The 6485-nt window shown below is 64.1% G+C and carries 7 protein-coding genes; 1 reads left to right on the forward strand and 6 read right to left on the reverse strand.

What is annotated here, in order from left to right; all coding sequences use genetic code 11:
• The 6 genes from EN984_RS18000 to EN984_RS18025 all read right to left on the reverse strand — a co-directional run.
• On the reverse strand, positions 1 to 416 hold a 416-nt coding region (locus EN984_RS18000; RefSeq protein WP_164765511.1), incomplete at its 3' end, for an AMP-binding protein.
• Positions 417 to 506: 90 nt separating this feature from the next.
• Positions 507 to 2093: a gamma-glutamyltransferase gene (gene ggt, locus EN984_RS18005; protein WP_127268035.1), complete on the reverse strand. Its 1587-nt coding sequence runs from the start codon at positions 2091 to 2093 to the stop codon at positions 507 to 509.
• Positions 2094 to 2140: 47 nt separating this feature from the next.
• Entirely contained in the window at positions 2141 to 2941 is an 801-nt protein-coding gene (locus EN984_RS18010; protein WP_127268036.1) for an ABC transporter permease, read from the reverse strand.
• Positions 2938 to 3864, reverse strand: coding sequence for an ABC transporter permease (locus EN984_RS18015; protein ID WP_127268037.1), 927 nt, complete (start codon positions 3862 to 3864; stop codon positions 2938 to 2940). Before EN984_RS18015 ends, EN984_RS18010 begins: the two co-directional genes overlap by 4 nt.
• Entirely contained in the window at positions 3864 to 4946 is a 1083-nt protein-coding gene (locus EN984_RS18020) for an ABC transporter ATP-binding protein (RefSeq protein WP_127268038.1), read from the reverse strand. Before EN984_RS18020 ends, EN984_RS18015 begins: the two co-directional genes overlap by 1 nt.
• A 79-nt stretch (positions 4947 to 5025) precedes the next feature.
• Positions 5026 to 6066 carry an ABC transporter substrate-binding protein gene (locus EN984_RS18025; protein WP_127268039.1) on the reverse strand — a complete coding sequence of 347 codons (1041 nt, stop codon included), beginning with the start codon at positions 6064 to 6066 and terminating at the stop codon, positions 5026 to 5028.
• A gap of 238 nt (positions 6067 to 6304) precedes the next feature.
• Here EN984_RS18025 and EN984_RS18030 point away from each other — a divergent pair.
• A partial coding sequence (locus EN984_RS18030; protein ID WP_164765512.1) for a GntR family transcriptional regulator occupies positions 6305 to 6485 on the forward strand: 181 nt, incomplete at its 3' end.

A 6485-nucleotide genomic window follows, 5' to 3' on the forward strand; every position in this document is an offset into this window, starting at 1 on the left:
CCGGGGGGTGGGGCGGGCTGCACGACAAGCCGCAGCACGCCGATGCCAAGGCGTTCGGCCACCGTCACCGCCGGTCCGGTCTCGCCCTCCGCGACAAGGATTGCCTTGGCGCCGATGTCGGTGAGGTAGAAATCGAGCTCGTCGGCCCGGTAGGCGGGGTTGAGCGGTGCCGTCGAGGCGGCGGCCGCCACGGCGACGAAGGCGGTGGCCATCTCGGGCCCGTTCGGCAGCACGATCGCCACCCTGTCGCCGCGGCCGATGCCGCGCGCATGCAGCTGTTTTGCCGTATCGGCGATCAGGCTGCGCAATTCGCCATGGCTGAGCGTCGCCCTGTCGGGTGCCAGGATGGCGGGCGCATCGTCGGCGCCGGCGGCGAGACGGCGGGAGAGGTCTGCGTGGGTTTCGGTTTGGGTCATGATCACCGGCTGGATTTCGAACGACTATTGGTGGAAGCCCCGCTGACGGGCTTGCCTCGATATGGATACGCCATTGGACAACGGATCGCCTCAGTAGCCAAGCGCCAAACCATCCTTGCGCGGATCGGAAGCGCCGGTCAGCGTCCCCTTCTCCCAATCGATCAGCACCACCTGCCCGCCGCCAAGCGGATGATGCGGTTCGGCTATGCGGTGGCCGCGCCCGCGCAGGCCTTCGATTGCATCAGTGGGAACGCCACGCTCGGCCTCCACGGTGTCGTCATTGTAAAACACCCTCGGCGCATCCAGCGCCTGCTGCGGGTCCATGCCGAAGTCGATCATGTTGGTCAGCAGATGGACATGGCCGAACGGCTGATAGCCGCCGCCCATGACCCCGAACGGCATCACCACGCGGCCGTTCTTCGTCGCCATGCCCGGCATGATCGTGTGCATCGGCCGCTTGCCCGGTGCGATCGCGTTCGGATGCGCTGGATCGAGGCGAAAGCTGGAGCCGCGGTTCTGCAGCACGACACCGGACTTGGGGCCGACGACACCGCTGCCGAACGAATAATAGGTCGAGTTGATGAAGGAGACCGCGTTGCGATCGCGGTCGACGATGGAGATGTAGACCGTGTCGCTGCCGGGCAGGTCCACGCGCGGCAGATGCGTCATGGCGCGGTCGCGGTCGATCTCGGCGCGCAGCCGGTCGGCATAGGCGCCGGACAGCAGCTCTCTGACCGGCACCGGGACATGGTCCTGATCACCGACATAACGGTCGCGGTCGCGATAGGCCAGGCGCCCGGCCTCGATCTCCAGATGCAGGCGCTCGGCGCCATTGGGATCCAGCCCGCCAAGCTCGAAGCCCGACAGCAAATTGAGCATCAAAAGCGCCGTCAGCCCCTGATTGTTCGGCGGCATCTGGTGGATGTCATGGCCGCCATAGGAGGTGCTGACCGGCGCCACATAGTCGCCTCTGGTCGCAGCGAAATCCTCGGCCGTATGAAGTCCGCCCAATGCATTGAGCCGACTCACCATATCGTCGGCGACAGCGCCTTCGTAGAAACCGGACCGGCCATGTTTGGCGATGATGCGCAAGGTCTCCGCCAGTTCCGGCTGCCGGTGGACGTCGCCAGCCCTCGGCGCCTTGCCGCCGGGCAGGAAGATGCGCGTGGCGTGCTCGTCGGCCGACAGATCGGTTTCCGGTTCGGCCCAGTCGAAGGCGACGCGGTCGTGCACGACATAGCCGTTCTCGGCATAGTGGATGGCCGGCGCCAGCGCCTCGGCAAGGCCCTTGCGGCCATGGTCTTCGAGCAGGCGGCTCCAGGCATCGACGGCACCCGGCACGGTGACCGCATGCGGCCCCTGCAACGGGATGCGGTCGAAGCCTTTTTCGCGGTACCAGTCGACTGTCGCCCTGGCAGGCGCGCGGCCGGACCCGTTGAAGGCCAGCACATTGCCTTGTCCCCCGGGAGAATAGAGCACGAAGCAGTCGCCGCCGATGCCTGTCGATTGCGGCTCGACCACGCCCTGCACGGCGGCGGCGCAGACCGCGGCATCCATGGCATTGCCGCCGGAGCGCAGCATGTCGATGGCCGCAAGGGTTGCAAGCGGATGCGAGGTCGCGGCAACCGCCTCGGTGGCACGAACCGGCGAGCGGCCGGGAAACTGGAAATCACGCATTCTGTCTGGATATCCCATGGTCACTTCTGCGAATTCGTCTGGTGAAATCAATGCCGCCGGCCGAAAATCTGCGCAACCGACAACAGCACGACCGAGAGCACGATCAGGCAGGTCGAGATGGCGGCGATCGTCGGGTCGATCTGATCGCGTAGCGCATTGAACATGCGGCGCGTCAATGTCGTGGTCTCGCCGCCCGATATGAACAGCGAAACCACCACTTCGTCGAAGGAGGTGATGAAGGCAAACAGCGCGCCCGAGACGATCGAGAAGCGGATCTGTGGCATCGTCACCTGCCAGAAGGCGGCGACGCGGCCGGCGCCGAGGCTGCGCGCCACCCGCTCCTGGTTCATGTCGTAGGAGCGCAGCCCGGAAAGCACGGTCAGCACCACCAGCGGCAGCGCCTGCACCGTGTGCGCGATGACCAGGCCGGTCAGCGTGTTGTTGAGCCCGATGCGCGCATAGAGGAAGAAGGTGCCGATGCCGATCAGAATCACCGGGACGATCAGCGACGCCGTCAGCAGCGCGTTGATGGTGCCATTGAAGCGCAGCGTGCCCCGGTTGATGGCATAGGCGGCCGCGGTCCCGAGCGGTGTCGCCACCAGCACCGTCATGACAGCCACCTTGGCCGAGACGATCGTCGCGTCGCGCCATTCCAGCGACCCGAAATAGGTCTGGTACCAGCGCAGCGACCATTGCTGCGGCGGGAATTGCAGCAGCGTCGAGTCCGAAAACGACATGATGACGATGATGATCGACGGCGCGATCAGGAACAGAAGCACGAGGCCGCCGAGGCAATAGAGCCACAGCCGTTGCCGGTGCGAGATAGGCAGGCCAAAATCCTCGCTCATCGCGAACTCCACACACCTGTGGCGCGCGCGCCGAGCAGCCACTGGAACAGGCCGAGAAGCGCCAGCGTGACCACCAGCAGCACCACGCCGAGTGCTGCACCCGCGCCCCAGTTGGAATAGAGGCTGGTGGTCTGTTCCATGCGCATCGCCCACATGATGACCTTGCCGCCGCCCATCAGCGCAGGCGTGACGAAGAAGCCCAGGCAGAGCACGAAGACGATGACCACGCCCGAGGCGAGGCCGGGCAGCGACAGCGGAAAGAAGATCTGCCGGAAGGTGGCGGCCGGGCCGGCGCCGAGGTTCATGCCGGCGCGCAGGCAGTCGGTGTCGATTGTCTTCATCGAGGCGTAAAGCGGCAGCACCAGGAACGGCAGCAGGATATGCGTCATGCCGATGACGACGCCCGAAAAATTGTTGGCGAGCGATAGCGGCTGGCTGATGACACCGAGGTCGATCAGCCAGCTGTTGATCAGGCCCTTGCGCTGCAGGATCACCAGCCAGGCATAGGTGCGCACCAGGACCGATGTCCAGAACGGCAGGATGACGAAGATCAGGCAGATCGACGCCGCCCGGCGCGGCAGTTGCGACAGCATGTAGGCCAGGGGATAGCCAAGCAGCACGCAGGCGCCGGTGACGATGAAGGCGACCTTGAAGGTGGTGACAAAGGTCTTGATGTAGGAGGCCTGCTCGAAGAATCGCGCATAATTGGCGGCGCTGAAGCCGCCCGCTTCGTCGAACAACGACAGCCAGAACAGCCAGCCGATGGGCACGATGATGATGGCGAAGACCAGCAACAGGCTCGGCGACAGCAGCGCCAGCAGCCGTAGTGATTCACGCCGGGCGTCGGCGCGAAGTGCCTGCGTGTTGAGCTCCCGGCCTGCTGGGCTGCCGGTCTCCTGCATGAGGGCGGTCTGCGCGCTCATCAGTCTGCCGCCACCAGGATCGTGTCGTGCGCATCGAGACCGAAGCTGACCGGCTGGCCGGGAGCCGGCATTTTCGCCAGCACATCGCTGCGGCAATAGTCGCGCAAAGTCAGCTGCCGGCCGTCGCGCAGCACGGCATAGCAGACGAAGCTGTCGCCCTGATAGATGATGTCACTGAGCGTCGCGTTGAGCACGTTGACGCCGCTTGTCGGTTCGGCGGTTGCCAAGAGCCGCAGCTTTTCCGGCCGCACCACCATCAGGTACTGGCCTGCCGCCGGCGTCGCCGCCGCCGTATGGATTCTTCGGTCCTCGTACCAGACGGAGCCGTTGCGGCACTCGACCGGAATGAAATTCGATTCGCCGATGAAGCCTGCTACAAATTGCGTTTGCGGCCTGGCGTAGAGGCTTTCGGGCTTGTCGAGCTGTTCGATGCGTCCGCCGTTCATGACAGCAATGCGGTCCGACATGGTGATGGCTTCGCGCTGGTCGTGCGTGACATAGACGGTGGTCATGCCGAGCCGCCGATGCAGGGCGCGTAGCTCGATCTGCATGTGCTCGCGCAGGCCCTTGTCGAGCGCCGACAAGGGTTCGTCCATAAGCACGATGCGCGGCTCGAAGACGATGGCGCGCGCCAGCGCCACGCGCTGGCGTTGGCCGCCGGAGAGCTGGTCGACCCGGCGCTCGCCCAGTCCCTGCAATTTCACCAGATCGAGTGCCTTCTCGACACGCTCGGCCGTCTCGGCGGCGGCGACGCCGCGTTGCTTCAGCGGAAAGGCGATGTTGTGAAAGACGTTCATATGCGGAAACAGCGCGTAGTTCTGGAACACCATGCCGATGTTGCGCTTGTGCGGCGGCGTGGTGATGATCTCGTCGCCGCCGACCCTGATCGAGCCGGCATTGGCCCGCACGAAACCGGCCAGGATCATCAGCAGCGTCGTCTTGCCGGAACCGGAAGGCCCCAGCAGCGTCAGGAATTCACCAGCCTCGACATCGAGGTTGAGGTCGCGCAGCACAGGCACGCTGCCAAATCGTTTCTCGATCCCGCGCATGCCGATCGGCAACGCGGATGGCGCAATGGACAAGATTTTTCTCTCCCAGGGGCTGAGGCGGCGAAAGCAGGGCGAGGCGTCGCCCTGCCGTGGTTTGGATTGCGGCCGCAGCCTATTGCTGGATCAGATTGTTGAACTTTTCCGTCGCCTCGACCAGGTTGTCGCGCCAGAATTCTGCATCCTGCAACACCTGCTTCTTGACGTTTTCGGGCGCCGAATTGATGTCCTTGATCCTGTCCTGCGGGATCTTGCCAGTCTCGAAAGCCTTCTCGTTGACCGGGCCATTGTCGACATAGAGCGGCAGATTGGCCTGCAATTGCGGGCTGACGAACATCGCCAGCGCCTTCATGGCCGCCTCCTTGTTCTTGGCGCCCTTCGGGATGACCATGCAGTCGGCGGTCAGCACGCCCTGATCGAAGGAAAAGCTGATCGGCGCGCCTTCCTTTTTCAAGGTGCCGGCGCGGCCGTTCCAGATGCTCGCCATGTCGACTTCGCCGTCCTTAACCAGCTGCATGGCCTGGGCGCCGGAGGTCCACCAGGCGTCGACATTGCCGCGGATCTTGTCGACGGACTTCAACGCGCCGTCGATATCGACCGGATAGACCTTGTCGATCGGAATGCCCTCGGCCAGTGCGGCAACGCTCAGCGTTTCCGTCGCCTGGCTGCCGCTCAGCGCGCGCCGTCCCGGAAACTTTTCCACGTTCCAGAAATCGGCCCAGGTCTTCGGGCCTTTGTCGCCGAATACGTCGGTCCGGTAGATCAGCACGACCGAGGTGTAGGAAATGCCGACCCAGTCGTCGTGGACAAGCTTCGGGTTGATGCCGCTCTTGTCGATGATGCCGTAGTCGAGCTTTTCGAACAGCCCTTCCTTCGAGCCGCGCGCACATTCGTCGGCGCCAAGTTCGGTGATGTCCCACTTCACCGCATTGCCGGTCACCTGCAGCCGGACGTCGTCGAGGCCGTTGGTGGTGTCTTCCTTGATGGTGATGCCGAGCGCGTCGGCGGTCGGCTTGAAAAACGCCTTGGTCTGCGCCTCCTGGTAGGTGCCGCCCCATGAGGCGACGGTGATGGTGTCGCCCGCCATGGCGGGGGCTGCGAACGAAGCCATGAGGCCCGCCATCGCAACGATGCTAACGTTTCTGGTTCTGTTCATTTTTCGGCTCTCCAACCGGTGTTCCCATTGTTTTTGATTTGGCATGCTATTTTGTATACAATTTTGAGTGTAGCCTAGCGATCGATGTTGTCAACACCGCCGGCGCGCTCGAAATGTACGCTTCGTGCCGGACCAGGTTGGTGAGGGACGGCTTCACCGGAGGCGTGGCAAATTGCGCCGACTGCGGCTACAGCTATGCGTGTTCCGGCTGAAAGGCCGGAGAAGTGGGAAGGGAAGCTTGGCCAAGGAAACCAAAAATACGCTGCGCGACTCGGTCTACTCCGCGCTGAAGGCGATGATCGTGACCGGCCAGATCCCGCCGGGCTCCCGCGTCACCGAAAACGACATCGCGGCGAAGCTGACGGTCAGCCGAACCCCGGTGCGCGAGGCTTTCAATCGCCTCGAGCGTGACGGGCTGG

The sequence above is a fragment of the Mesorhizobium sp. M7A.F.Ca.CA.004.12.1.1 genome (assembly GCF_003997835.1).
Taxonomy (GTDB): domain Bacteria; phylum Pseudomonadota; class Alphaproteobacteria; order Rhizobiales; family Rhizobiaceae; genus Mesorhizobium.

Bases quoted from the DNA above. Each gene is read 5' to 3' on its own strand.
- ggt (WP_127268035.1), bottom strand. From the start codon at position 2,093: ATGCGTGATTTCCAGTTTCCCGGCCGCTCGCCGGTTCGTGCCACCGAG.
- EN984_RS18010 (WP_127268036.1), bottom strand. From the start codon at position 2,941: ATGAGCGAGGATTTTGGCCTGCCTATCTCGCACCGGCAACGGCTGTGG.
- EN984_RS18015 (WP_127268037.1), bottom strand. From the start codon at position 3,864: ATGAGCGCGCAGACCGCCCTCATGCAGGAGACCGGCAGCCCAGCAGGC.
- EN984_RS18025 (WP_127268039.1), bottom strand. From the start codon at position 6,066: ATGAACAGAACCAGAAACGTTAGCATCGTTGCGATGGCGGGCCTCATG.